We start from the raw sequence: 25,559 nt of genomic DNA, 5'->3' as shown, positions 1-25,559 counted from the left end.
TTTCCGCCTCGATCAGGCTGCAGCTCCGATGATGTCGGCATAACCGTTGGCTTCGAGTTCATGGGCCAGCGTCTTGTCGCCGGACTTGATCACCTGGCCCTTGTAGAGAACGTGAACGGTGTCCGGAACGATGTAGTCGAGCAGGCGCTGATAGTGCGTAATGACGATCACGGCACGATCCGGAGAGCGTAGCGCATTGACGCCATCGGCAACGATCTTCAGCGCATCGATGTCGAGGCCGGAGTCGGTTTCGTCAAGCACGCAAAGCTGCGGCTCCAGCAGCGCCATCTGCAGGATTTCGGCGCGCTTCTTTTCACCGCCGGAGAAGCCGACGTTGAGCGGGCGCTTCAGCATGTCCATGTTGATCTGCAGCTTGGCGGCGGAATCCTTGACGCGGCGCAGGAAATCCGGCGTCGTCAGCTCGTCTTCGCCTCGTGCCTTGCGCTGCTCGTTCAGCGCCACCTTCAGGAACTGCATGGTGGCAACGCCGGGGATTTCGACCGGATACTGAAAGGCCAGGAAGATGCCCTTGGCAGCACGCTCGGCGGCGTCGAGTTCCAGGATGCTTTCGCCGTTATAGAGAATGTCACCCTCGGTCACTTCGTAGTCGTCGCGGCCGGCAAGAATATAGGACAGCGTCGACTTGCCCGAGCCATTCGGGCCCATGATAGCGGCAACTTCGCCCGCCTTCACCGTCAGGTTCAGGCCACGGATGATTTCTGTGCCGTCTTCGGCGATGCGGGCGTGCAGGTTCTTGATCTCAAGCATTTTAGTATCCTATCGCAGGAATGAGTGTGCGGCGCGCGTGGCGCGCCAAAGCTAATTTTGTTTCGTGGATGTCAGCCGACGCTGCCTTCAAGCGAGATGCCGATCAGCTTCTGCGCTTCGACGGCAAATTCCATCGGCAGCTCCTGCAGCACTTCCTTGACGAAGCCGTTGACGATCAGTGCGATCGCCGCTTCCTCGGGAATGCCCCGCTGCAGGCAGTAGAACAGCTGGTCTTCGGAGATCTTCGACGTCGTCGCTTCGTGCTCGAACTGCGCGGAGGAATTCTTCGCCTCGATGTAAGGCACCGTATGCGCGCCGCACTTGTCGCCGATCAGCAGCGAGTCGCACTGCGTGAAGTTACGGGCATTGGTCGCGCGGCGATGCGCCGAGACCTGACCGCGATAGGTGTTCTGCGAAACGCCGGCAGCGATGCCCTTCGAGATGATGCGGCTGGACGTGTTCTTGCCGAGATGGATCATCTTGGTGCCGCTGTCGACCTGTTGGTGGCCGTTCGACACCGCGATCGAATAGAACTCGCCACGGCTGTCGTCGCCGCGCAGGATGCAGGACGGATACTTCCAGGTGATCGCTGAGCCGGTTTCGACCTGCGTCCAGGAGATCTTGGAGCGATGGCCGCGGCAATCGCCACGCTTGGTGACGAAATTGTAGATGCCGCCCCTGCCTTGCTTGTCGCCCGGATACCAGTTCTGGACGGTCGAATACTTGATTTCGGCATCGTCAAGCGCAACCAGCTCGACGACTGCGGCATGCAGTTGGTTTTCATCGCGCTGCGGCGCCGTGCAGCCTTCGAGATAGGAGACATAGGCCCCTTCTTCGGCGATGATCAGCGTGCGCTCGAACTGTCCGGTGTTCTTCTCGTTGATGCGGAAGTAAGTCGACAGTTCCATCGGGCAACGAACGCCCTTCGGCACGAAAACGAAGGAACCATCGGTGAAGACGGCCGAGTTCAGCGTCGCATAGAAATTATCCGAGGTCGGCACGACGGAGCCGAGATACTTACGCACCAGATCCGGATGCTCGCGGATGGCTTCCGAGATCGACATGAAGATAACGCCGGCTTTCTTCAGCTCTTCCTTGAAAGTGGTGACGACCGAAACGGAATCGAACACTGCATCGACGGCGATCTTCGGCTTCTCGACGCCGGCGAGAATTTCCTGCTCGCGCAGCGGAATGCCGAGCTTCTCATAGGTCTTCAGAAGTTCCGGATCGACCTCGTCGAGCGACTTCGGACCGGCGAATTTCTTCGGAGCGGCATAATAGTGAATGTCGTTGAAATCGATCTTCGGATAGTCGACACGCGCCCATGTGGGCTCTTCAAGCGTCAACCAACGACGATAGGCTTCGAGGCGCCACTCCAGCATCCACTCCGGCTCCTGCTTCTTAGCGGAGATGAAGCGGATGATATCCTCGGAAAGACCCTTGGGAGCCTTTTCCACCTCGATCGTGGTCTCGAAACCATACTTGTACTGGTCCACATCGATCTGGCGAACCTGATCGACTGTTTCCTGGACTGCAGGCATTTCGTTCTCCAATCTCGCCGGATCCAAGGTCCGGCAGCTTGTCAACGTAGCGGCAGACTTATGTCTGCCCCCTATGTAGTCGGCCAAAAGGGACTTTTCAGCCCACTTGGCAAGCGGAAATTTCCATTTCCGCAAATTTGTGGCCGTCAGGCCGCGGCACCTGCCAGTTTGCGCCGGCCGGCGATGCGGGCGAAAGCCGCAATGGCACGATCGACATCCTCAGCGCTCGTGGTGGAACCCAACGAAATGCGAAGCGCTCCGAGCTTCGGATCGCATCCCATCGCCATGAGCACGTGGCTTTCGCCGACTTTGCCTGACGAGCAGGCCGATCCGGCCGAAATGGCGACGCCTTCGAGATCGAAGGCAATCTGTCCGGTCTCGGATTTCAGACCCGGCAAGGTGAAGAAGCTGGTATTCGGGACGCGCGGGCCATCCTTGCCGTGAATAATGACGTCAGACGCCGCGAGCTGCATGCCTTCTTCGAGCCGATCCCGCAGCGCGCCGATCTCGGCATTCCGACCGTCGAGGTCTGCAACGGCCGCCTCCGCTGCCGCACCAAAACCGATGATTGCCAAAGTGTTTTCCGTACCCGAACGATGGCCCTTTTCCTGGCCGCCGCCATGGATGAGCGGCTTGGGCATCAGCACCTCTCCGCGCGAGACGAGCGCACCCGCGCCCTTAGGGCCGCCGATCTTGTGTGAGGATACGATGAGAAAATCCGCCCCGATGGCATTGATGTCGACGGGCACACGACCGGCCGCCTGAACCGCGTCGACGACGAAGAGACCGCCAGCGGCTTGAACGATCCGCGACGCCTCCGCAACGGGCTGCAGGATTCCGGTCTCGTTGTTGGCGAGCATGATCGCGACTATCGGCATCCCTGCGGCTTTATCATGGGCCGACAGCGTCGTTTCCAGCGCGGCAAGATCAACGACACCGCCCGATGTCACCGGAATCTCTCTGATTCCAGCTTTCGGAAATCGTCCACCCTCGCGAACAGCGGGATGCTCAACCGCAGACATATAGAGGTGGCTGACCACAAGTGGCGTGCGCCCCATGCGGAATTCCGGCGTCAGCACCATATTGGCCGCCTCAGTGGCGCCGCTGGTAAAGACGACATGAGCGGATTCGGCACCCGTAAGGCTCGCCACCTGGCGACGTGCAGCCTCGACGGCAGCGCGGGCGGCTCTACCTTCCCCATGCACGGAATTGGGGTTGCCCTGAATATCCATCGCACGTAGCATTGCATCCCGCGCCGCCGGATGAAGGGGCGCAGTGGCATTCCAGTCGAGATAAAGGCGCGTCGTCGCCATGATCGTCTTCCTGCCTGCATGTTGCTTTGTCTGCCTGGCTCATTTTCCTTGAAATTTCAGCCGGGCATGCCTTATGACACGTTCCACACAGCGTTGAACAGGCAACGCGCGGAACACCGCATCAAGTTTCGAATTGTTCTAAACTGCGTTTTAGAAAACTTGAGCGCATTCGTCAAGTCAACTTGCTGCGTGCCGTTGGGTTTGAACGCAGAAAAAGAAGAGCCGGAGTATCGATGCCCGAAGTTATTTTTAACGGCCCCGCAGGCCGCCTCGAAGGCCGCTATCAGCCCTCGAAGGAAAAAAGCGCCCCGATCGCCATCATTCTTCATCCCCATCCGCAGTTCGGCGGCACGATGAACAATCAGGTGGTCTACCAGCTCTTCTATATGTTCCAGAAGCGCGGTTTCACCACTCTTCGCTTCAACTTCCGTGGCATCGGCCGCAGCCAGGGCGAATTCGATCACGGCGCCGGCGAGCTCTCCGACGCAGCATCGGCGCTCGACTGGGTGCAGAGCCTGCACCCTGATTCGAAAAGCTGCTGGGTCGCCGGCTACTCCTTCGGCGCCTGGATCGGCATGCAGCTGCTGATGCGCCGCCCGGAGATCGAAGGCTTCATGTCAATCGCGCCGCAGCCGAATATCTACGACTTCTCCTTCCTGGCGCCCTGCCCGTCTTCCGGCCTGATCATCAACGGCGATGCCGATAAGGTCGCTCCGGAAAAGGACGTCAACGGTCTCGTCGAGAAGCTGAAGACCCAGAAGGGCATCCTGATCACGCACAAGGTCGTGTCGGGTGCCAACCACTTCTTCAACGGCCAGGTCGAAACGTTGCTCGGCGAATGCGAAGACTATCTCGATCGCCGCCTGAACGGCGAACTGGTGCCAGAACCGGCCGCCAAGCGCATCCGCTAAGAGGCACCTCCTTTCAGAGCGTTTTCGCCGTTCTCTGAAACGCGGAAACGCTCTTTTTTATTGCTTGCGTATTCCAGAAGGAATTCGGCTGAGCACTTTTCCCGGAACTGCTCCTAGCGCGACATCCTGAAACAAAGTCCCGGAGCGCCGCTGACGACGATCGGTGCTTCGTACAGCATGCCGATTTTCTGGAGAACCCGCTGCGAAGCAACGTTTTCCGGGTGCGTGAATGCGATGAACCGATCGGCAAAGCCGCGGCTGAAAAACCACTTCGCCAGTGCGCCGGCGATCTCCGTGGCGTAGCCGTTGCCCCAGGCATCCTGACGAAGCGAATAGCCGAGTTCGAACTCGCCTCGCCCACGCTCCTGGAAGCGCGAAAAGCCGGCTCGGCCGATAAAGCACCCGTCGTCGCGCCGCAGCATCTTGTATTTGGTCGTGCCGTCTCGCGCATGTTCATCGAACCAGCTTTTCAACCGCTCCTCTGCCTTCTCCATCGTCCAGGGAGCGGCGCCCGACAGGTAGCGCGTCGTTTCGATCGAGGAATGCAGCTGCCGAATCATAGCGGCATCCGTGCAATCCCACATCGTCAGAACGAGCCGCGGGGTTTCGAGAATGATGGTGTCACTCATTTGCCTGCCTGTTTCGCAATGGATCCAAAGCCGCTGCAACCTATACGCCAGTATCGATCGGAAGCCGAGCGCCAAAGCGCGTAACGGTCTCGCAGATCCGCTTCCTCCGCCTCAACTTTTTGATCTGGCGCCACATGACTTCAAATCGGTAAGACGGCCGTCCTGAATCAGAAGGCCCGCCGGAGCGGGCCTTCATATGACTGGCCGATATCGTCGATTACTGACATGCGGGGATCAGTGGCATGCAGGTAGGCCGGGCTCGCCGCACTTCTTCTTTTCCGGCGGCTTCTGCGGCGGAGGCGCAAGTGGCTTCTGTTGCACGATCTTGGGTTGGGGCTGCGGTTGCGGCCTCGGCTGAGCCTGAGGCTGAGGCCTAGGTTGAGCCTGCTGCACTGCCGCCGGCGCTCTCGCCTGAACGGCAGCATGCGGCATCGGCCGTGGTTGCTGCGAGACCGCGGGATTAACCTGCCGAGGCGGCTGTGCAACAACGCGAGGCTGGCTGCTGACTTGCGGCGGCCGGCTGTTGATAACGGCCTTCGGCTTCGGCGGAACCTTGGCGGCAATGGTAGGCGACGCCGGCTTCACTGCTTGCCCGTGCGCATTGGGCTTCGGTGCGGCGGCAACGGAGTTCGGCGTTGCGCCGGGAACAGCCGGAGGTACAGGGGTTTTGGCAATCGGATTTTGCCCCTTCACCGAAGGCGCGTTGCCGGCAGGCGACAAGGGTTGCGCCTTGGAACCRGGAAGCACATGCGCATTGGCATTCGAGCCCGGCTGGCCGGGCTTAGGCTGGGTTGCCTGAGCCGCACCGGGAGTAACCGGAAGCTTGCCACCTGCCGGCAGCGGCTGACCATTGGCTCCCGGAAGGGCATGGGCATTGCCATTCGTGGCCGCTTGGCCTGGCTGAGTCGCGACGGCCGGATTTTGCACGGCGTTCGGTGCGATCTGAGGTTTTTGCGCCTGTGTGGCACCGGGTGTGGTCGGCAACTTGCCGGCAGCCGGCAGTGGTTGGCCATTKGCACCSGGMARCGCATGAGCGGCATTTCCCGTCTGCGCTTGCGGCTGGGCCGACGGCGTTACGGCAGGAGCAGCCCCCGGCGCGGTTTTGACGACAGCGGCGGGATTCTGCTTCTGCAGAACCGCAGCCTTCTTCTGCACCGAGGGCGGCAAGGCAACATGCAGTGCCGCAGCACCTGCGCCGGCAATGACGGCAGCTCCGACCAACTTCTGCCCCGTCGTCARSCCTGGCGCTGCCGGAGCGGCACCGTTCTCGTTGACGGTMGTGTTGTTGTTGACCACCGTGTTGTTCACAACAGTATTGTGGATGTTGTTGAAGATGACGTTGTTTTCCGGCGGCGCGATATCGCGGGGYGGTTCGACCCATTCCGGCACGGGAACGTAAACCGGCTCMGGCAAGACATAGAGATCGACCGCYGRYGCAGGCGGCRCRAGCACGACGAAGTCCGGCGGCGGCGGGGCCAGAAAGACGACAGGCGGCGGCGGCGCATAGCCGAAATCGGCATCGTCGAAATAAAGCACGGGCCGATCGACATAGACGATTTCCGGCGGTGGTGGCGGCGGTACGTCATACTCGATCACGGCAAACGATGGCGGTGGCTCAAGCGCTGCCTCGAAATGATCGAGACGCCGGCGCGCATCCCACACATGGGGACCGCGTGGATAGCGCCTCAGGTAAGACCAGTAGGCCTCGGGYGTATCGGCACGCCAGGTTTCGCGCCAGGTGATTGCCTCGCGGCGAGCGGCAACGATGGCGCGCACCCGTTTTGCCATGGCATCATTCGGATAAGCGGCCAGGAAATCCTCATAGCCTTGCAGCGTATCGCGATCGAGTGCGGCGAAGTAGGCRTCGCGCTCGTCGAAATCGCGGATCGCCTTGGTCCGGATCGCGGCATTGTCGTAGCTGGAGACCTGGGCYGAGGGCGCATCGGGGCCACGATCGAAGAAGGTRAAGGCGTTCTTGAACTTGGAAGCATCCCAGGAAATCTGTGCGCCCTTGGTCAGATCGCTAACCCGCAGTCGCGTCCGATCGAACACATCATCGAGCGGGAGCCCGCCGACACGTATCATTTCCGCCAGCGCATGGGCATAGGAGCCGTAAGGGCCGGCCTCCTGCGGCGCGACCGTTCCGGGCGCCGCATTGAAGGCGATCAGTTGATTGGCATCCGGATCGACCAGCGCCAGACCACCCGCGAGCGGCTGATTGGACTGAACAAATGGATTGGCTCTCGCCGCATCGAGCACGACGATACTGCCGCGATTGTTCAGCGATGCAAGCGACTTGGTGAAGTCCGTAATCCGCAGCGCCTCGACTGGCACATCGGTGGCATTGGCCATTTGCGCATCGACAGGAACGAAATAGTTGTCGCCCTGATATTGCACCCCGTAGCCCGCCAGATAGACGAAGACGGCGGTGTTGGGGCCTGACGCGTTCGCTTTCGTCAGAAAGTCCCTCATCGCGTCGCGCAACCCATTCTGATCGAGGTCGCGCGCGCCGATCACATCGAAGCCGGCGGCTTGAAGCGTCTGCGCAATGAGGCCGGCGTCATTGGCAGGCGTYGCCAAGGCGCCAGCCTTGTAAGCCGCGTTGCCGACGACAAACGCTATTCTCTTTTCAGGAGAGCCCTGCGCTTGAGCTGGACTCACGGCAACAACGCCTGCCAAAACCAACATCAGGGCGAGGAATGCAGAGCGCCGGATATCCCGTCCCCGGTCTGCTAGCGTCTTGAAAGATGGGATCAATTTCACTCTCCTGTACCGGACCGCAGTGAGTCGTAGTCACAATAAACTCCCGTCAGACGGGTCTCTGAGCAGGTTCTCCGCGGGTTAAACGGATGACCGAACAAAACCCGTCGCCGAGTTTGAGATTTTTCCGCAATTTCAACTTGAGGGCCTGATGCCGCCGCCTCTATCGCCTAAAACGAGGCTTTGGTTTAAGGGCAAAAATTCGATGGTTTGGCATTGAGCTGCCGGGATCGAATCTGATGCCATACAAGGCCATGCGATGGCGGAAGTAGGGTTTTGTTTGCGCGGCGCGCTGTTTCAATCAACTTCGCGTCAATCGCCGCTGCATAGATGGAAAGCCTTCAAATTTGATCCCTGCACTAATTCCGACCAAAGTATGAGCCCCGTCAAGCTCTTGGGTGATCGCGGCGACAGGGCTGGCGGCTATACAATGGGGGACGTGCAACGGCGGGGCAAGGACCCGTATCCCATTCCCTGCGCAAATCATATTGAACCCTAGTATAGTCCCATCTTTATATTCACGACTCTTAGCTATGTGACCTTCTCGTGGTCTGCGGTGACGACGTGCTGATGTTTGGCGACAAGTATATCGGGTGGTGGGACGCGACTTTGAACTTGTATGGAGGCACTGGTATAGCCGCTCGATCGGGGAATCTGCCGAGCAGATCCGGAAAGCGAATCCCTGGCTGAAGAAGAATCCGTAAGCAATATATATGGATGGCGAATGCGAGCACCCAATCCGCTGAAATTGCCACCGATAGGACAAGGGCGCATCTAGATAACTTCTTCGGACAAGCAGCCCGCTTTCAACCAGAATTTACAGAATGCCGATCAACTGTTTCGTCATCACCTCGAACCTCGCAATCTGTCTGGCCTTAACTACCAGTACAGCGACAGGGCTAACCGCGACCTGACGCAAGTATGCGGCACCTAACTTCATCAATACGATCCAGACACCGAGACGATCCTTGCTCTATGGATGATTAGGCACCGAAGACAGTTATTGCAGCGTTCACTGATACCCAAGAGGTTCTGCTTCCCTCCGGTCGAATACTGCCGCGGCACCAGATCTAACCAAGCCGCAACATCCCTGGCCTTGGAAAATCATGCGGATCGCGGATTGCGGAAAGGACAGCGGTTGCTCTCAGTGGGCCGACACCTAGAATCTCCATGAGGTGCCTTGGTCCAGGATGGTGCCTGCTGCCCGATAGGTCCACAAGCGAGTTAGTCGTGGCCGCCGAGGTCATAGTCGCTGCCGAGTTGCCCACTTTCATCATCATCGCCTTGGTCGTCGTTGTCTCGGGAGTCAATGCCTGCCGTGTCATCTTCATCAATCGCCGTCAAATCATCATCGCTCGCAATATTTACGACCATTGCACGCGCGGTGTGCTGCAAGGCAGATGCCTTCTCAATAGCAGCTGTCGATAGCAACCCCATCGCGATTACCGAGAACATAGCTGTGCGGTTCATGTGCATTGCATTGATCCCCATATCTACGCTGAAATGCCGCCCAACGGTGGTTGCCATCTGGGCGAAATTGCCGTTTCCTCGTCTGCATTTGGGGTGCCGTGATTCGCAAGGCACCCCTTGATGTCAGGGCATATTGACCTGCTTTCGATGAGGAATGAAGGCCCTGGATATTATACTATGGTTCAATATGATTTGGGCGGCATGTCGGGTATGGTCCGCTGAGCGAGCAGCGAACGTTCCTGATAGACAGCGCTATCCAGTTTCACAACGCTTTGATCCAGATTTGCACTTGAGGCTGATCCATTCAATCCCCGGGGAACTGACTGACGAATTTGCGATAGCGAGGCAGGGTCGCGACGAAATGCAGGAAAAAAGAACGATGAAATCACGACGCAAATGAACACAAGATCAGCGCTGGTGCGGGGATCGGGATTTTTTCGGGCTCGGATCTCTGATGCCGTCGTTTATGCGGTGGTTGTCACGCGACGAACGGAGTTCGGGCGTGCGCACGCAAGCATGCGGTTAAGGACGGCGCTGCCGATCGTGACCTCGGTCTGTTGCGCCCCGAAGGATCGTGCCCTCAGTCGACGTCCAGCCTCGTACTCCGCCTAGTTCGTCACCTTGAACTTCATCTTGACGATGCGATGATGGCGGGCAGCATTGTGTTTGAAAGGCATGGCGGTCACTGGGCGTTGTTTCGATCGCTGCTCCATTAAAGCGTAACCGCTAAACGATCGGCGCACCAATGCCATACTGAAAGACAATGTGCGTGATGTCCTGGTGCTCGACCGTCAACTTCCCGACGGTGACGGTTTGACGTTGGTGCGGAGATTGCGGGCGAGGGGGTAGACCATTCCTGTGCTCGTTTTGACAGCCAGAGGAGAGCTAGGTGATCGGGTGGCGGGCCCGCAAAACGGCGCTGAAGACGCGCACATTTCTCGGATGCGCTACAAACTATCGGATGTGAATGCCTGCGTGACAATCAATGGTATCAGGGAGCTTGGATACCTATCGCGGGAAACCGCATGAGGCTCTGGAGCGCTCGATCGCTAAAATGGCATCTGCTCAGCCGTTTGGTCACTTTTGAAGCTCTTGTTATTATGTCTTTGTGAGACCGGCGGCGCAATACTAGTCCGCGGTAGCGGCGGCAATGGTTTTCGCCATCGATTGCGAAAGAAACCTGTCCTGATCGAATTGAATCATAGAAAGTGAGGAAGAACAAAATTAAATGGAAAGTGACACTTGGCTGGTTACTTCCTAGGTGTCAAAACGCTGTAAAAACATGAGAGCTTAGAGCTTCTTTAGTTGCTCAAACGGTCGCTGGAGGTCGGTACAGTGATTACATTAGCGACCGTATGCTTTTCCAGGTTTTAAGATCCGTCGCCATGATCTCGTCGCTAATCATTAGATCAATCGTCTCAATCCTCTTCTGTATTTCTATAAGTGCGTCGATGCTATCGATATTGAGGTTTTTTGCCGCGTCTAATGCCAACTTCCTCCTTTTGATGATCAGCCATTCTCTAATGGATCGAAGATACTCCATAGTGTCCTTCTCATTTTCATCGTCGCAATCTCGATTAAACTCACTCATAATCTTTCACCTATAATTAGATAGAACTTTTTTTCTACAACAGTATTTTCTAGACAATATATATTGCCATAGTTGATATCGGAAGTACTTCGTTGGGAAGAAGCAAGATGATGACGATTGGTACTTGCGCGATTGCCGGTTGACCATATAAACTCTGCCGACGCTAACCGGCATTCGACTTCGACGATCTGTTGTTATCTGCTCTCCGATTCGTCGCATTACGAGCCACTGATTGTACGATAGTGAAGTGAGGGCTGACCAAGACGCCCCCGCAGCAGCCCAACAATACTGCCCAGGCACGTTGCGGCCCGTACCAACGTCCTTCCTCCGGTCAGAGGTGCAGCAACAATGCAGAAGCTCAGCGTCCATAATCTAGCCAAAATCGGGAAGAGGATCCGCAATGCTCCCGTCTTCTTTCGTTCAATCAAAGCGCAGTTATGATCCCGAGAGCGCCTGTATTGATAACGGAGAGTCAGGCGCTCGATAGGAACCGTTTCGTGGGCGATCGCATGGGGTGTCCAGCTCGTACGAGCGCCCAGCTTCAAAGCATCGGTCCACAATTGCCAATCTTCGCCCCCTGCCAGACCAAGCGTGTTGTCGAAACGAAGGTCGGTGCGACGAAAGAAATCAAGCTTCCCCATCCAACTGCCCGTTGCGAGCTTTATGCGCCGAGCTTCACCCCTTTCAAGGATACGAATGGATCTTGCTTCGCTGTTTCGATTTATCCGATCCATTCCGGACCAAACGATCCTGTTCCATGAGGAGGCGTCTGCCGGTGGCGGCGCGAACCTGACCGGCGATGCAACAATGTCGAGGTCCTGAGCGTCCCGCGCAGCAAGCAATTGGAGAAGCCAGTCTTCCTCGACAGTCTCGTCGTCGTCGGCAAATGTCAGGATGTCGCCACCTGCCGCAAGCGCGGCTTCAAGGGCGCGATTGCGGGCAAAGGCGATCCCTAGTCGAATCTCCAGTTCGTAACGAACGGTTGCATGCGGAACTCGCTCCCGAAAACTCATGACAGTTTGGCCGAGCGAAGCTGCGTCATTGTTCTCGACGATGATGAAATCGAGGCGAACGCCCTCGGGCACGCTCAACCTGGTATAGGATTGTAGAAGATTGGCGAGCATATGCGGCCGGGCACGCGTGACCGTGCAGACGCAAATCGTTCTTTGCTGCTTACCGTCAGTATCAGGTGGAGATGAGCACATGTATGTCTACCCGATTGCGCATTTGCACAACACGCTGAGCCAGCTGTCTGCATATTCAACCGTCTGTCGTGGTAACCGCAGCATGTCGTCCCCGGGCAGTACCCTTCCGCTAAAGGTCGTGGCGGCGCTGACATAGCCGGCCTCCTCGACGATAGTCCTGATGTACTTCGAGACGTCGCCATATGGATAGGAAAAGCTGTCGACCGAATTTCCCAGAATATCTTCGAGCTCATAACGCCCGGAGGTAATATGTCGCCTTGCCTCCATGGGCGAAGCCTCCGTCAAGCGGACGTGGTCGAGGCTGTGTGCGCCAACTTCATGACCCATGAGTGCCCATTCGAGCATTTCGACCCGCGACATGTATCGCTCGCGCGGACCTACGTGCGTTGGACGTGAAATACTAGATCCGCCAACTTGGTTCGCGACAAAATAGCCTGTCGCTGTAAACCGCAGCTCTTGAAGAGTTTCCAGAACGTTCACGTGGATGCTGTGAAAGCCGTTGTCAAAAGTGATGCCGAAGACCGGCCCCGACTTTTCTCCATAGAGGTATGGCTTGAGATCACGGAGTGATAGTCCGGTAAATCCCAGACTCTTCAACCGTCGCATCTGGATACGGAAATTGCTCGGATAAACGGTTTGGGAGCGAAGCAAGGCGCTCTGCTCGGTCGGATCGGCGATCTGACTATATCTCAAAATCGGGATCGGCATACTAGCGGGCTGTGGTATTGGACGGCAGAGATAAGCTTAAGTAAGAGCTGTTCTCGAACGCGATATCGATATTCATATCGACAGTTACTTGCCGTACCTCGCGGTGCGAAGGAAAGCAGCCAATCTCGGCATCAGTAAGCTCAGAGGGATCAAGGGGCTGATGCAAGTTCCGCTGATAGAATTCTTGCTGCGCCCGCTCCAAAAGTAGGCGACCGTCAATGGCAGTCAAAATCGATGTAGAAAAAGAAAGAAGGCACGAAAGTCGTTCCGCATGCTGACGCCGTTTTTGTGCGCGTGTCAGATGGATTATAAGGTCCTTCGTGGTCAGATTATCTTGATGCCGAAATTGCGAGGAGAAAGGAAGTTGGAGTCTGCCCCGATCGGGACAGGACACTAACCTCGTGGCAACCGCGTGCTCGTCTGCGGGGTTGGAGTCGACGGTTTCCAAAATCTTCCCTTCCACCTTCAGTGGTGACATTTGAAGGCAGGTTCGATCATCGCAGTATCCAGATTGCGTGGAGCAGTGGTTGCGACTGCGTGGAGTATTGGTTCCTTCAATTCACTTGTCGACAACGTCTTCCGGCTTCCAGCCGGCTGTCGAGGCATCCGATACACGCTCAACTTCTAGGGGGGGCTAGCTCACTTTGTGTGGAGATCGGCCAATTTGATCGGCATCATCCGTGCTCTGATTAGCTCGGGGCTCGGTCTGCCGTACATCGCGCGCTTGATCGCTTTTAAGCAAATGATCTGACCTTCAGCCCGACCATTGCTCCATGGCAGGTCAATGACATCGCAGGCGGCATCAAAGATCAAGGTTCGAAAATTCCCGATCTACGCACCAACGCTCATCATCACTCCACAAGGGGCGCAAATTTGCACGCTGAAACGCACTCCCCGGCCGTCCGCGCGATTGCAAATAGTCTGGACATGACACCAACCCTGGTGGCTCGAATATGCTCCCAATAGCACAAGAACAAATAAGAAACATGTCGCCCTGGTGATACCAGAGACGATGTCCAACTGAGTTGCATGCCAGCGCGAAGGTCTGGTAGCTCCTGTCAGGGAGGCGACCAGAACGGTAGAAAATCTTCTCGCCCAATTGCACCGGTATCCCGACTTGCGCGTCACCACCAACAAGTCTAGGCGCCTCTATGACCGGATCACCAATCTGGTCCAGAACAAGGCTTCGACGGTCAACTACTGCCAGCGATACTGATCAGGCCAGCCCATATCCAGTTCTCCGGCTGAAAGTTCCGCCGACAGCCTCGTTAATGCTCGAATGAACAAGAAGCGACAGATGCGTTGGTCGTCGATTGGCGCTCATCGAATCCTTCAGGTGCGAGTCGCTGTTGCCGACGGCCGTCTGAGACAGGCAAAGCTCGACCTCGCATCATACCCGCCACCTTTTTCCCGCTCCCTCCATTTTAAGCATGTCGATCAATTTCACAGGTCCGATGACCTCAAGTTCGATCTTGTCCCCATCGGAATGGAAGAATGTCTGCGAAAGTCGGAGCTTGTCGGCATGACGTTGGATCCACGGGACGAATGAGGCTCCCCTGAGGTTGCCCAGTATCGTCATGCGTTCTCGAAATTCGCCATGCAGTGTCTGGATCCGTCAACGACCCTCGCTTTATCAAGACGACGGAATAACTGCTTCCTGAGTTTGCGAAAGGGATTGCCTCGCAAAGCAATGCTCCGCTGTCTTTACGACAGCGGGGTCTGCGCTCGCATGAGGCGATGTCAATTCTTGACTGTATCTTCCAAGAAAAAGCGGCCGAGTGGGTTTTGATGGAAATTATCGATATTCTTGCGCGCGACGTTGATATACGGGCTGTAGTAGAGGTCGATCCAGTTGACGTCATCCTTTGCTGTCCTCTGTAGATCGATATACATCTGCTCCCGCTTCTTCGGATCCAGCTCGAGCCTCGCCGTGGCGACGAGATCCTTTACCGCATCATTTTTGTAGTTGGTCATGTAGTTGTTGTTGGAGTCATGGCCGAGAACGAACGTCGTCTTCTGGTCCGGGTCGAGAATATCGTTGGTCCAGTAGTTGACGGAAATGTCGTAGTCGCCAGCGATGGTCATGTCCCATTCCTGGCTGGGATCTACCTTTTGCAGGTCGGCAGCAATGCCAGCCTTGGCGAGTTGCTGTTGGACCAGCACGGCCGTCTGTTCATCCACTTCATCGCCGGCGCGAATGAGGTATTTTAACCTGAGATTGGAGGCGCCAGCTGCCGAAAGCATCTTCTTGGCCTTCTCGGGGTCGTAGGCACGCTGGAGGTTCTCCGCATAATGATACAAGGCGCCCTCGGGAATGTAGGAATTGGCGACCGTGCCTTGGCGGAAGGTGACGGCGTCGACGATTGCTTTCTTGTCGATCGCCATGTCCAGGGCTTGACGGACTTCCTTCTTGCCGAGATTGCCGTGAGCGTGATTGATCAGCAGATGATCTTCGCGCGTGGAAGGATCGATCACCACGTTGAGGTTCTGGTCCTTCTTCAGTTCTTCGACACGCGAGAAGGGTACGAAAATGGCGGTATCGAGCTGACCGGCCTGCACATTCAGCATCCGGGTATTGTCATCAGGTACCGATATCCATTCGACCCCGTCGAGTTTCACGCGGTCGGCCTGCCAGAAATTCGGGTTCTTCTTCAGGATGATGCGGTCACCGCGGCGCCATTCCTCGACGGAAAAGGCGCCCGAGGCAATCGGCTTTTCGGCATAGGCCTCCGGCCCCATGGACTGCATGCCGGCCTTGGAGATGACCGAAGCATTCGGCAGGGCAAGCGTCGAAAGGAACGGCGCCGATGCATGCTTCAGCTTGATGGTCAGCGTGTGCGGATCAGTCACGACGGCAGTGTCGATCACCTTGTAGGAATCACTCCAGAGCGATGCCGGATCGTCACGGATGCGCAGCAGGCTGAAGGCTGCATCTTCCGCCGTCAGCGGCGAACCGTCCGAGAACTTGGCGTCACGGATCTTGAAGACATAGTTAAGGCCGTCATCCGAGGTCGTCCAGCTCTCCGCAAGGCCCGGTTCCAGCTTCGTGCCCGTCTTGTCCACGCGCAGCAGCACGTCGTAGACGTTGGAGAACACCCAGTTGTCGATATTCTGCGCGGTCTTGATCGGATCGAACGTCGTCGAATCCTCGCGGCGGCCGATGGTCAGCACGCCGGCAGCTTCGGCATAGCTCGTGCTCAGCGTCAGGCCGGCGAGAATTGCTGCAAGCCCGATTGTCTTCCATTTGTTGGTCATGAATTCGTTCCCTTCGTTGTTATCGCATGCGTTTGGCTGATTGGGTCTGCCCGGCGAGTGCCGCATCACGTTCGCCAAGCAAGGCCTTGTCCGGATCGATATCGGGAATGGCTGCGATGAGCGCTGCGGTATAGGCATGCTTCGGGCGAGAGAAGATTTCCTGCGAACGCCCTTCCTCGACGATCTCGCCGCGATGCATCACGACGGTGCGCTCACAGAGATCGCGCACGATGGCGAGGTCGTGAGCAATGAAGATCAAGGTCAGGCTCATCCTGCGGGTCAATTCGCGGAAGAGATCGATGATCTGCGCCTGGATGGTGACATCGAGGGCGGCCACGCATTCGTCGGCGATGATCAGCTTCGGATCGACGGCAAGCGCCCTTGCAATGCCGGCGCGCTGGCATTGGCCGCCGCTCATGCTGCGCGGTTTGCGATCGGCGAATTCGCGCTCTAGCCCGACGAGATCGAGCAACTCGCCGATGCGTGCGGGGATATTGGCCCTTGCGACCTTGCCATGGACTTTCAGCACCTCGGCAAGCGTCTGACCGATCGTCAGCCGCGGATTGAGTGCATTGAGCGGGTCCTGGAAGACCATGGCGGTTTCGCGACGGAGCCTGGCCAGGCCGGCATTCTTCTGCTGGGTGACATCGACACCGTCGAAAGTGACATGGCCCGAGGAGATCGGGGTGAGGCCGAGAACGGCGCGCGCAAGCGTGCTCTTGCCGCTGCCGGACTCACCGACAATGCCAACGGCGTCGCCCGGCATGATCAGTAGGCTGACGCCGGAAACGGCGCTGACCGTCCTCACGCCCGTGCCCTTGAAGCGTACATGCAGATCATCGATTTCGAGCAGCGGCTTGGCTGACGTGTCCGCCCTGACAGGCTCCGACTGCGTTGCAGCTTCGTCGGGCAAGGAGGGGTGGCTGTTGATCAGATCGATCGTATAGGGATTTTCAGGCCGGCTGAGGATCGTCCTTTTAAGACCCTGTTCGAGCAGTTGGCCTCTGCGCATCACGGCGATCCTGTCGCAGGTTTGAGCGACGATGCCGAGATCATGCGTGATGAGGATGATCGAAAGTCCGCGCTTTTCGCGGATGTCGATCAGCAGCCGCAGGATCTGCGCCTGGATAGTGACGTCGAGGGCCGTCGTCGGCTCATCGGCAACCAAGATCTTCGGATTGCAGGAGAGTGCTACGCCGATCATGGCACGCTGCCGCATCCCGCCGGAAAACTCGTGCGGATAGCTGTCATACTGCCTGGCGGGATCGGGAAAGCCGACGTGGGCAAGGATCTCGGTCGCAGCTGCGCGTGCTTCGCGCGCCGTGAGACCTTGATGGTAGCGGATGCCCTCGGCAATCTGGTCGCCGATGCGCATGATAGGGTTGAGGTGGCTTGTGGGATTCTGAAAGATCATGCCGATTTCGCCGCCGCGCACCTTGAGCATCTCGGCATCGCTGATTTCCGTGAGCTCCCGCCCTTCGAGCCGGATGGAGCCGCTGTCGATCTTCAGGAGCGACGATGGCAGCAGCCGCACCAGCGAACGACACAGGAGGCTCTTGCCGGAGCCGCTTTCGCCGACAAGGCCAAGTATCTCGCCCTTGCTGAGATCGAGCGAAACGCCGTCGATCAACGTATGGGCGCCGCCGTCGAAACTGGCTTTGACCACAAGGTCGCGAACGGAAAGGACGGGCTCGCTCATTCATGCACTCCGAGCAGTTCGCCGAGCGCATCACCCAGCATGCTGAAGCCGAAGGCGAGGCAGACAATGGAAAGGCCGGGAAACATTGTGATCCACCAGGCCGTGGTGATGAAGCTCTGGCCTTCCGCGACCATGACGCCCCATTCGGCAAGCGGCGGCTGAACGCCGAGGCCGAGGTAGCTGACGGCCGCACCGCTAAGGAGCACCAGCACGGCATCCGACATGGAAAAGACGATGGAGCCGGCAATGGCGTTCGGTAGCAGATGGCGGAACATGATCCGGGGTCGGCTGAAGCCGAGACTGACGGCGGCAACGGCATAATCGCTGCCCTTCAGCACCAGCATCTGCGCGCGGATGAGACGCGCATAGGAGACCCAGCCGACCAGGGCCATGGCGATGTAGAAGCTGCTCAGCCCCGGCCCCAGAATGGCGATGATCGACAGCATCAGCACTAGGAAGGGGAACGCGAGGATGATATCGACGATGCGCATGAAGAGTGCATCGACAATACCGCCGAAAAAGCCGGCGATGGTGCCGACCGTGGTGCCGATCAGAAACGGGAAGAGCACGCCGATGACGGCGATCTGCAGATCGATGCGCGCACCCCAGATAACGCGGGACAGAATATCGCGCCCGAAATTGTCCGTGCCGAACGGATGCAGGAGAGACGGCGCCTGCAGGCGCGCGTCGGCATTCTGGAAGATCGGATCGTAGGGTGCGACGAGAGGGGCCGAGATTGCGAGAAGGAGGAAGAACAACAGGATGCTGCCGCCAAGCGTCAGCGTCAGCTGTTTGCCGAAGAATCTCCTCCAGCCGATGGAGCTGTGCGCAACGGTATCGAGGCTCATAGCTTCACCCTCGGGTCGGCCGCGACGGTGACGATATCGGCGAGGAAGTTGACCAGCACCGTGGCGCAAGCAAACACCATCGCCACACCCTGGACGACCATGTAGTCGCGCGAGAAGATGGCGCGAACCAGCAGTTGGCCCATGCCGGGCAGGGCAAAGACGCTTTCGACGACCACAGTGCCGCCGATCAGCCAGCCGATGTTGACCGCGAGCAGATTGATTGTCGGCACCAGCGAGTTCGGCACGACATGCCGCCAGAAGACGATACCCTCCGGCATGCCGCGGGCACGGGCCGCAGTCGCCACGTCCGATTTAAGCGATTCGATCATCGCGGCCCGCAGGCTGCGGGTAAGCACGGTCGAAAGCGACAGCGCAACGGTCAGGGCTGGCAGAATGAGATGGGCGATCTTCTCGCCGATCGTCGAGCCGTAACCCGAGACCGGCAGGATGCCCAGCTGGACGCTGAATAGGATGATCAGCATCAGCCCCAGCCAGAAGGGCGGAAAGCCGATGCCGAAGGTCGAGACGATGCGCACGATATGATCCGGCGCGCGGCCGGCATTGCGCGCGGCAATCGCCGACATCGGCACGGCAATCAGGATCGACAGGATGACGCTCGAGACGACCAGCGCGATGGTCGGCTCGATCCGGGTCGAGATCAGCGGCAGCACGTCGATCTTGTAGAGGATCGATTTGCCCATCTCACCATTGCCGAGATTCTTGATGAAATAGAAATATTGCAGCCACATCGGCTGATCGAGGCCGTATTGCGCACGAATGCTGGCGAGTGCCGCCGGCGTGGCGCGGGTGCCGAGGATGTTGCGCGCGGGATCGCCGGGAATGAGGCGGACCAGAACGAAGGTGATGACGCTGATGCCGAAGAGGACAGGCAGGAACTGCAGTGGTCGCGTCAGTACGAATCTATAGCGATGCATGGTGGCGATCGCCCCCTTGTCGTCGGTGGGATTGGATCGCCTTAGCTTGCATCAGCTTGCCCTATACCGCGACAGGAAATCGAGGAGCGCTGGATAGTAGTGCTGCGGGCTCTCATAGAAGGGCATGTGGCTGGCATTGGCGAAGACTTTGAGTTCCGCATCCTTCAAGGCAAGTTTCATCCTGAGCGCACAGGCCGGCGTCAACTCGTCATGCTCCCCCGCCGTGATCAGCACCGGCATGGCAAGTTGCGGAAGGTCTGGAATGCGGTTCCAGTCCTTGAGATTGCCGATGTAGAGAAATTCGTTCGGCCCCTGCATTGTCTCGTAGGGACCCGCGTTCCAATCGTCGAGCGAGCGGCGAACAGGTTCCGGCCATTCCGGCAGACGACAGACATGGCGATAGTTGAGGATGGTGACGGCGGCGAGATATTCAGGATGATTATAGGTGCCCTGCGCCTCGTGCTTCTGCATCATCGCAACGGTTTCCGGACCGAGCGCCGCGCGCAGCCGCTCCAACTCGGAAACCAGATGCGGCATGTCGGCGACGGTGTCTTCGAGAATTAATGTTTGTAGATTGTCCGGATAGGTCAGCGCGTACTCGATTGCCAGCCAGCCGCCCCAGGAGTGACCGAGCATATGGACCTTGCCAAGGCCGAGCGCCTTGCGGACCGTTTCGGTCTCCTCGACATAGCGGCCGATGGTCCACAGGCTCTTGTTTGTGGGACGATCGGAGGCGCCGGTGCCGAGCTGATCGAAGGCGACGACCCTGTAGCCGCTATCGATCAGGCAGGAATGCGCCTCACGCAGATAGTCGCAGGGGAGGCCGGGACCACCGTTCAGGCAGAAGACCGTCTCGGGCCCGCTGCCAAAGCTGTAGGCGACCACCTTGTAGCCGTCGACCTCGATGTCGTGTCGCGTCTCGGGCTCAATTTCACGCCACATTGACAACTCCGGTGAAAGATTCTGCTTGCTCAATATTTGAGCATGGCTAAATTTTTACCTTAAACCGCGTCCGGCACCAGCTATAAGAAGTGATAGGTTCGGGGGCGTAGCCAGATACGGGAACCGTTGCATGTTCGACCAAATGGGAACCATTAGGCGCCAGTTCACGGCGCATCAGACGCTGGAAGGCCGTATCGACCAGGTCTTCGAGGCTATGAAAGCGATCGGCTTCGAAGCCCTGATCTACGACTATACGCCGGTGCCCTACGATCTCGACGGCAAGGTGATGATCCCCTCACTCCTCAAGCTGCGGAACATCTCGGACGACATGCACGAATACTGGTTCGATCGCGGCTATTTCCATATCGATCCGGTGCAGCAGGTTGCGCTGCGCACCTCCGCGCCCTTCTTCTGGAACTATGATGCCGACGCCGACACGCTGATCAAGCACTTCATGAGCGAGGATACCGCCCCGGTTGCCCGCTATCTCAACGAACGCGATATGTCGACAGGTGTGACAGTGCCCGTGCACATGCCGCGCGGCGATTATGCAACCGTCACGGGAATTCGCTTTGGCGGCGACCGGGAATTCGAGCGCGATGCCCTGCGCTACATTGCCGATTTCAACCTGCTCGCCCATGTCTTCCACGAGACGGCCTACTCGCTCTTCGATAGTGCGGCGCTCAGCGTCGGCAAGATCCGGCTGACGGAGCGGGAGAGGGAATGCCTGCGCCATTCCGCCGAAGGCTATTCCGCCAAGGAGATCTCGCGCATCATCGATCGCTCCGTGCCGACGGTCGTCATGCATCTCAATGCCGCGGCAAAGAAACTCGGCGCCAAGAACCGGACGCAGGCCGTCGTTCGCGCCACGCATTACCGCCTGCTGGATGAACGGCCATCCTATAACTTCTGATAGCTGCCGCCCGCCTCTTCGCCGCGTTATGGTCTCGCCGTCACAGCCTAGAGATGGAGACCCCCGTGGCCGCAGTCCCGACGCAGGAAGCCTTTCTGCCCTTTCGTGAATACCGGACATGGTATCGCATCACCGGCTCGCTCGACGGAGCGAAGCTGCCGCTCGTCGTTGCCCATGGTGGGCCGGGCTGCACCCACGATTACGTTGATAGCTTCAAGGACATTGCGAGGATCGACGGCCGCCCGGTGATCCACTACGACCAGCTCGGCAACGGCAACTCCACGCGCCTGCCCGAAAAAGGTCCCGACTTCTGGACGCCAGCGCTTTTTCTTGAAGAACTCGATGCGCTGCTGGGACACCTCGGCATCAAGGATCGCTACGCCTTTCTCGGCCAGTCCTGGGGCGGCATGCTGGGTGCCGAACACGCGGTGCGTCGACCGAAAGGACTGAAGGCGCTAGTGATCGCCAATTCGCCGGCCAACATGCATACCTGGGTCGCCGAAGCAAACCGGCTTCGCGAGGATCTGCCGCAGGAAGTCCAGGACACATTGTTGAAGCACGAGGATGTCGGCACAATTACCGACCCTCAGTATGTCTCCGCCTCCCGTGTCTTTTATGATCGTCACGTCTGCCGCGTCGTGCCCTGGCCGTCTGAGGTTGCCCGCACCTTCGCCATCATGGATGAAGACAACACCGTCTACCGTAACATGAACGGCCCGACCGAGTTTCATGTCATCGGCACGATGAAGGACTGGACGATCGAAGACAGACTTTCCCTCATCGAAGCGCCGACCTTGTTGATCTCGGGCAAATATGACGAGGCGACGCCGTTGGTGGTCAAGCCCTATGTCGACCGTGTCAAGGGCTGTGAATGGGTGCTCTTCGAATATTCCAGCCACATGCCACATGTCGAGGAGAAGGAACTCTGTTTGAAGACGGTGTCCGAATTCCTCAAGCGGCACGATTGATCGGGCCATCGACATCAAACGGTCTGGTCCGGGGATTATGCGGATAAATCGTGTTTTGCGAGCCGATTGCTCAGCGTTCGCCTTTCGATGGGCTGAACACCACGAGGCTCTGAATCTCGAAAAGCACCTAGCCCAGCGTCCTACGTGGTCACAAGAAAGATCCTGAAGCCGCAGGTCGTTAACTCGCGATACGACCAGGTAGCGCCGGAATGTTCCATAATGGACGCCTACGCAAGCTTATGTCCGGATAAGACGCGGGCGAAGGTTCGAGTTTACTCAGCAGCCAAACGACCATTCATGTAATCCCAGGCACTGGCGACCTTGCGAACCGGCGGATTTCCAGAGCGCCAAGACCACACCCGCGAAACCCGCGATCGCACGCCTGATGGAATGCAGGTGTGACAGCAACTGTCGAGTGTCGAATGGAGCGACCTTGTCTGCAGTCCCATTCGATATGGTCGGGCGCGGATGATGCATGCGGCCACCATTCACCTTCCTTTGACAGCTAGGCTTTAAGAAGGCTTGCAACGAGACATCCTTCGACTTGATCCACCCGCGCATCCCGTCAGTGCATTGCGGCGAGTTTTCAGTGGACGCGATCTGGGCCATTTGGCAGCAATCGGTGATGGCATCAAGCACGATAGGGACCTGGGTTGTGCGATCAATTCGGCGGGATAGCAGCAAGCCATAGAGACTCCTGCTCACCGTCACCTAGAGAAGCGTTCGCCGTCGGAACAGCAAATCAGCCCAGAAATGAACCGCGAAATCACCCGGTACTTTCTATTTAAGTATCGGAGTGAAACCATTGTGCCGGGGTTATAAGTGGAAACGACAATCCGGACGACAACCTCTGACGGTTTTGGCGAGGCTTCCGTTTCGCTGAACGCAAATTCTCAGTCCCGTCCAAACCGGGGTCCGATTTTTTTGTAACTAAGCACTTAATCCCTTTACGCGCTCATGAAGGAAATGCCTTGAACAGACTTCACCTGACAACGATGACTCTCGCCGCCATGCTTCTGACCACTGCGTCCGTTGATGCTGCGGATTTCTCCATTACGCCGCTGAAAGATGGTGACAGCTTTACCGGTTGCCTCGCTCAGAACAGCGCCACAGGCGTCGGCTTTCTCGCCGTTGGCGACAAGGTCGTCCTGTTTGCCAACTCTTCGAAGTTCACTTTCGCCAAGGGTGACCAGGTGACCGGCTCCTGGTCGGTCGATGGCGGCGCGGCCACGAATTTCTCGTCGACTGCTGATACGGCAGCAACGGCAACGATCGACGTCCCGAACACGACCGAGGCCGTTACGGCGCTGACCAGCGGCAAGGCGCTGAGCCTTACTGCAAACAGCACCACCGTCGATTTCAGCCTCGATGGCGGCGAGAAGGCCTTTATGGGCCTGACCGAGTGTATGACCACCCAGGCGGCGCCGGCCGCCAACTAAGCGGCACCCATTTGCGATGATATGGCGGATACCAAGATGTCCGCCATATTTATGATCGGCCGGACTACCAAAACGTCCTCAACGACAGCGAAATGACTCGGATGTGAGGCCTATTCACACTAAGTGGATACCTGCGTGTCTACGTTGACGGAGCGGATCTAGATTAGACGCTGCGACAACCAGGCCCTCGGTGCAAGTCCGGTCAAGACACAAACCATCAGTGCTCGTCAAAGTTCGGGTCACACGGGCGATCTTTCCGGCGAGCCTCCGATTGACTTGGAAAGCGCGCTTCGCAATCAGGTCTTTCGCTCTCGCCCAAGCCTGCGAATGTCTTCCTCACCGGGCGTGAGAAGTTTAGTCGCCATCGTGACCTTTACGCTACTTCACGCCGCTACTGAACCCGATAGCGGCAAGTCGCTGCTGGTCTTGGGGGAAGATCTCGGCATCGGCATCGCAAACACGATTTCGCCCTGCGGCCTTCGCCAAATACAAGGCCCGATCGGCCTCTCGGCATAAGTAGGGCAAGTCACTTCCAGCCTGTGAGGCTCTTGCAATGCCGATGCTGGCGGTAACGGTGATGTCCGCGGGAAGAGAGGGATAGCGAAGGTCGCAAATCGCTTTTCGGATTCTTTCCGCGTGAATCATAGCATCGTCGGCTTCAGCCGGAAGAAAGACAATAAACTCTTCGCCTCCTTGTCGCGCAAGCAAAGCATGCGGCGGGAGGATTGCCTGTACCGCTTGGCCCATTATTTGGAGGACCTCGTCGCCCGCGGCATGTCCCCAGCGATCGTTCAACTGTTTGAAATGGTCGAGATCGAGATAGAGGATCGCGTCGCCGAGATGGAGGCGGCTAGGCACGGCCGAGTTGAAAAAGCGACGATTATAGAGCCCTGTGAGAGCGTCACGATCGGCCAGGCGCCTAATCTTGAGATGCTGGCGCTCGCTTATGAAGATCACGATGGAGATGGCGAGCACGAACTTGGACAAGATCATCAGGAAAAAACCGTTCGCTACGTCAAGTAGCGGAAACGTGTTAAACGCGAATTCCAGTCCCATTATCAAAGAAAGAACACTCGCACAGCCGAGTATCGCCGCGACCAGCTTGCGAATTGGGAGTGGTTCGCGCTGGGCATCGAGTAGGACAATGATTGCAGTTGCCGCCATCGTTAAGCAGCCTAGAAATGTGAAAGTCGTCGCTCTGTATGTATTGTTCAGGTGAAAGGCCGTGGTCAAACCAATGACCAGCGTCGCCGCTGCGGGTAAAGCGACGAGCCAGGTCTTGATTTTTCGGTCAGGGTTGCTGATCACGACAAACGCCAACCCCAGCAGACAATATCCGAGAACGGCAAGGACGATGTTCACAAGGCTCAGGGGACCGTAGAGCGCGGGGTGAATCTCGGCATGTCCGGCAAGCGTCGAGCCTCCCGCGAGGACAACAAAACTGGCGACCAGAAGTCCAACCCCACGGCTCTCCGTCGAGGTCAACCGCAAATACCCCAAGGTCAAGGCGCCCGCGATGTAGGATGTCTTCTGCAGAAAGAGGACTGTTGGCATATCCAGTTGGTTGATCATCGAGCACCAAAGCAAGGTCACAGGTTAGTGTTGCTCTAGCTGGTACAGTTAAATATTTTGCGAAGATCGATCGCCTAAATTAACCAGTGATA

Annotated in this window: 20 protein-coding genes and 2 pseudogenes; 5 read left to right on the top strand and 17 right to left on the bottom strand. The window is 57.7% G+C overall.

What is annotated here, in order from left to right; translation table 11 throughout:
* Nucleotides 1–12: 12 nt before the first annotated feature.
* The 3 genes from sufC to QD461_RS23335 form a co-directional block, all read right to left on the bottom strand.
* Nucleotides 13–768, bottom strand: a complete 756-nt coding sequence (gene sufC / locus QD461_RS23345; protein ID WP_414089868.1) for a Fe-S cluster assembly ATPase SufC — start codon at nt 766–768, stop codon at nt 13–15.
* 71 nt (nt 769–839) lie between these two features.
* On the bottom strand, nt 840–2,309 hold the full coding sequence (gene sufB / locus QD461_RS23340) for a Fe-S cluster assembly protein SufB (RefSeq protein WP_414089867.1): 1,470 nt from the start codon (nt 2,307–2,309) through the stop codon (nt 840–842).
* 146 nt (nt 2,310–2,455) lie between these two features.
* Nucleotides 2,456–3,622, bottom strand: a complete 1,167-nt coding sequence (locus tag QD461_RS23335) for a cysteine desulfurase family protein (protein ID WP_414089866.1) — start codon at nt 3,620–3,622, stop codon at nt 2,456–2,458.
* A gap of 233 nt (nt 3,623–3,855) precedes the next feature.
* On the opposite strand from QD461_RS23335, the gene QD461_RS23330 reads away from it, so the two are divergent.
* Complete coding sequence (locus tag QD461_RS23330; RefSeq protein WP_047633174.1) at nt 3,856–4,533, top strand: alpha/beta hydrolase; 678 nt, start codon at nt 3,856–3,858, stop codon at nt 4,531–4,533.
* 113 nt (nt 4,534–4,646) lie between these two features.
* On the opposite strand, the gene QD461_RS23325 is transcribed toward QD461_RS23330, so the two are convergent.
* The 8 genes and pseudogenes from QD461_RS23325 to QD461_RS23290 form a co-directional block, all read right to left on the bottom strand.
* Entirely contained in the window at nt 4,647–5,162 is a 516-nt protein-coding gene (locus QD461_RS23325) for a GNAT family N-acetyltransferase (RefSeq protein ID WP_414089865.1), read from the bottom strand.
* A 234-nt stretch (nt 5,163–5,396) separates the two neighbouring features.
* The gene (locus QD461_RS23320) at nt 5,397–7,850 is read right to left on the bottom strand and encodes a caspase family protein (RefSeq protein ID WP_414089888.1); all 2,454 of its coding nucleotides are present in this window, start codon (nt 7,848–7,850) and stop codon (nt 5,397–5,399) included.
* Between the two features lie 1,011 nt (nt 7,851–8,861).
* Complete coding sequence (locus tag QD461_RS23315; RefSeq protein ID WP_414089864.1) at nt 8,862–8,987, bottom strand: hypothetical protein; 126 nt, start codon at nt 8,985–8,987, stop codon at nt 8,862–8,864.
* 159 nt (nt 8,988–9,146) lie between these two features.
* Nucleotides 9,147–9,449: a hypothetical protein gene (locus QD461_RS23310; protein WP_414089863.1), complete on the bottom strand. Its 303-nt coding sequence runs from the start codon at nt 9,447–9,449 to the stop codon at nt 9,147–9,149.
* A gap of 407 nt (nt 9,450–9,856) precedes the next feature.
* A pseudogene (locus tag QD461_RS23305) lies at nt 9,857–9,985 on the bottom strand (IS5/IS1182 family transposase); the annotation flags it as partial.
* A 1,216-nt stretch (nt 9,986–11,201) separates the two neighbouring features.
* Nucleotides 11,202–12,188, bottom strand: a complete 987-nt coding sequence (locus QD461_RS23300; RefSeq protein ID WP_414089862.1) for a glycosyltransferase — start codon at nt 12,186–12,188, stop codon at nt 11,202–11,204.
* Between the two features lie 6 nt (nt 12,189–12,194).
* Nucleotides 12,195–12,896 (bottom strand): polysaccharide deacetylase family protein, encoded by a 702-nt coding sequence (locus QD461_RS23295; protein ID WP_414089861.1) that lies wholly within the window; start codon nt 12,894–12,896, stop codon nt 12,195–12,197.
* Nucleotide 12,897: 1 nt separating this feature from the next.
* Complete coding sequence (locus QD461_RS23290; protein ID WP_414089860.1) at nt 12,898–13,374, bottom strand: glycosyltransferase family 25 protein; 477 nt, start codon at nt 13,372–13,374, stop codon at nt 12,898–12,900.
* A 579-nt stretch (nt 13,375–13,953) separates the two neighbouring features.
* Between QD461_RS23290 and QD461_RS23285 the strand changes: the two are divergent.
* Nucleotides 13,954–14,289, top strand: a pseudogene (locus tag QD461_RS23285) (ISKra4 family transposase); the annotation flags it as partial.
* Nucleotides 14,290–14,636: 347 nt separating this feature from the next.
* Here QD461_RS23285 and QD461_RS23280 read toward each other — a convergent pair.
* From QD461_RS23280 to QD461_RS23260, 5 genes are read right to left on the bottom strand one after another with little or no spacing between them, the layout of a single operon-like run.
* The gene (locus QD461_RS23280) at nt 14,637–16,151 is read right to left on the bottom strand and encodes an ABC transporter substrate-binding protein (protein WP_414089859.1); all 1,515 of its coding nucleotides are present in this window, start codon (nt 16,149–16,151) and stop codon (nt 14,637–14,639) included.
* 19 nt (nt 16,152–16,170) lie between these two features.
* Nucleotides 16,171–17,850, bottom strand: coding sequence for a dipeptide ABC transporter ATP-binding protein (locus tag QD461_RS23275; protein ID WP_414089858.1), 1,680 nt, complete (start codon nt 17,848–17,850; stop codon nt 16,171–16,173).
* Entirely contained in the window at nt 17,847–18,698 is an 852-nt protein-coding gene (locus QD461_RS23270; protein ID WP_414089857.1) for an ABC transporter permease, read from the bottom strand. Before QD461_RS23270 ends, QD461_RS23275 begins: the two co-directional genes overlap by 4 nt.
* Entirely contained in the window at nt 18,695–19,633 is a 939-nt protein-coding gene (locus tag QD461_RS23265; RefSeq protein WP_414089856.1) for an ABC transporter permease, read from the bottom strand. The genes QD461_RS23270 and QD461_RS23265 overlap by 4 nt, the downstream gene beginning before the upstream one ends.
* Nucleotides 19,634–19,684: 51 nt before the next feature.
* The gene (locus QD461_RS23260; protein ID WP_414089855.1) at nt 19,685–20,575 is read right to left on the bottom strand and encodes a proline iminopeptidase-family hydrolase; all 891 of its coding nucleotides are present in this window, start codon (nt 20,573–20,575) and stop codon (nt 19,685–19,687) included.
* A gap of 130 nt (nt 20,576–20,705) precedes the next feature.
* Here QD461_RS23260 and QD461_RS23255 point away from each other — a divergent pair, with 130 nt between their 5' ends.
* The 3 genes from QD461_RS23255 to QD461_RS23245 all read left to right on the top strand — a co-directional run bounded on the left by QD461_RS23255 (nt 20,706) and on the right by QD461_RS23245 (nt 23,895).
* Nucleotides 20,706–21,488 (top strand): helix-turn-helix transcriptional regulator, encoded by a 783-nt coding sequence (locus QD461_RS23255; RefSeq protein ID WP_414089854.1) that lies wholly within the window; start codon nt 20,706–20,708, stop codon nt 21,486–21,488.
* 53 nt (nt 21,489–21,541) lie between these two features.
* Nucleotides 21,542–22,456, top strand: a complete 915-nt coding sequence (locus QD461_RS23250; protein ID WP_414089853.1) for a proline iminopeptidase-family hydrolase — start codon at nt 21,542–21,544, stop codon at nt 22,454–22,456.
* A 971-nt stretch (nt 22,457–23,427) separates the two neighbouring features.
* Nucleotides 23,428–23,895: a hypothetical protein gene (locus QD461_RS23245; protein WP_414089852.1), complete on the top strand. Its 468-nt coding sequence runs from the start codon at nt 23,428–23,430 to the stop codon at nt 23,893–23,895.
* A 378-nt stretch (nt 23,896–24,273) separates the two neighbouring features.
* Here the strand turns inward: QD461_RS23245 and QD461_RS23240 are convergent, their stop codons facing one another.
* Nucleotides 24,274–25,467: a GGDEF domain-containing protein gene (locus QD461_RS23240; protein ID WP_414089851.1), complete on the bottom strand. Its 1,194-nt coding sequence runs from the start codon at nt 25,465–25,467 to the stop codon at nt 24,274–24,276.
* Between the last annotated feature and the right edge of the window lie 92 nt (nt 25,468–25,559).

This window comes from Rhizobium sp. BR 314 (assembly GCF_047445805.1).
In the GTDB taxonomy this organism is placed as follows: Bacteria; Pseudomonadota; Alphaproteobacteria; order Rhizobiales; family Rhizobiaceae; genus Rhizobium; species Rhizobium lusitanum_B.
Note: the sequence above shows the minus strand (reverse complement) of the source record. Positions and strands in the feature narration are given on the sequence as shown.